The following is a 426-nucleotide window of genomic DNA, read 5'->3' as shown; positions in this document are numbered from 1 at the left end:
GTCTAATACCGGATACGACCTGCCGAGGCATCTCGGTGGGTGGAAAGCTCCGGCGGTGAAGGATGAGCCCGCGGCCTATCAGCTTGTTGGTGAGGTAACGGCTCACCAAGGCGACGACGGGTAGCCGGCCTGAGAGGGCGACCGGCCACACTGGGACTGAGACACGGCCCAGACTCCTACGGGAGGCAGCAGTGGGGAATATTGCACAATGGGCGAAAGCCTGATGCAGCGACGCCGCGTGAGGGATGACGGCCTTCGGGTTGTAAACTCCTGTCAGATGGAAAGAAAATATCATATTTAATAGATATGAGGAATGACGGTACCATCAGAGGAAGCACCGGCTAACTCCGTGCCAGAAGCCGCGGTAATACGGAGGGTGCGAGCGTTAATCGGAATTAATGGGCGTAAAGCGTGCGTAGGCGGCTT

The 426-nt window shown here is 57.5% G+C and carries 1 rRNA gene; it reads left to right on the top strand.

Annotation, left to right across the window (positions count from 1 at the left end):
• Positions 1–426, top strand: a 16S ribosomal RNA gene (locus tag BCY78_RS24365); the annotation flags it as partial.

The sequence above is a fragment of the Pararhodobacter sp. CCB-MM2 genome (assembly GCF_001691415.1).
In the GTDB taxonomy this organism is placed as follows: Bacteria; Pseudomonadota; Alphaproteobacteria; order Rhodobacterales; family Rhodobacteraceae; genus Pararhodobacter.
This window is presented reverse-complemented; position numbering and strand designations above follow the sequence as displayed.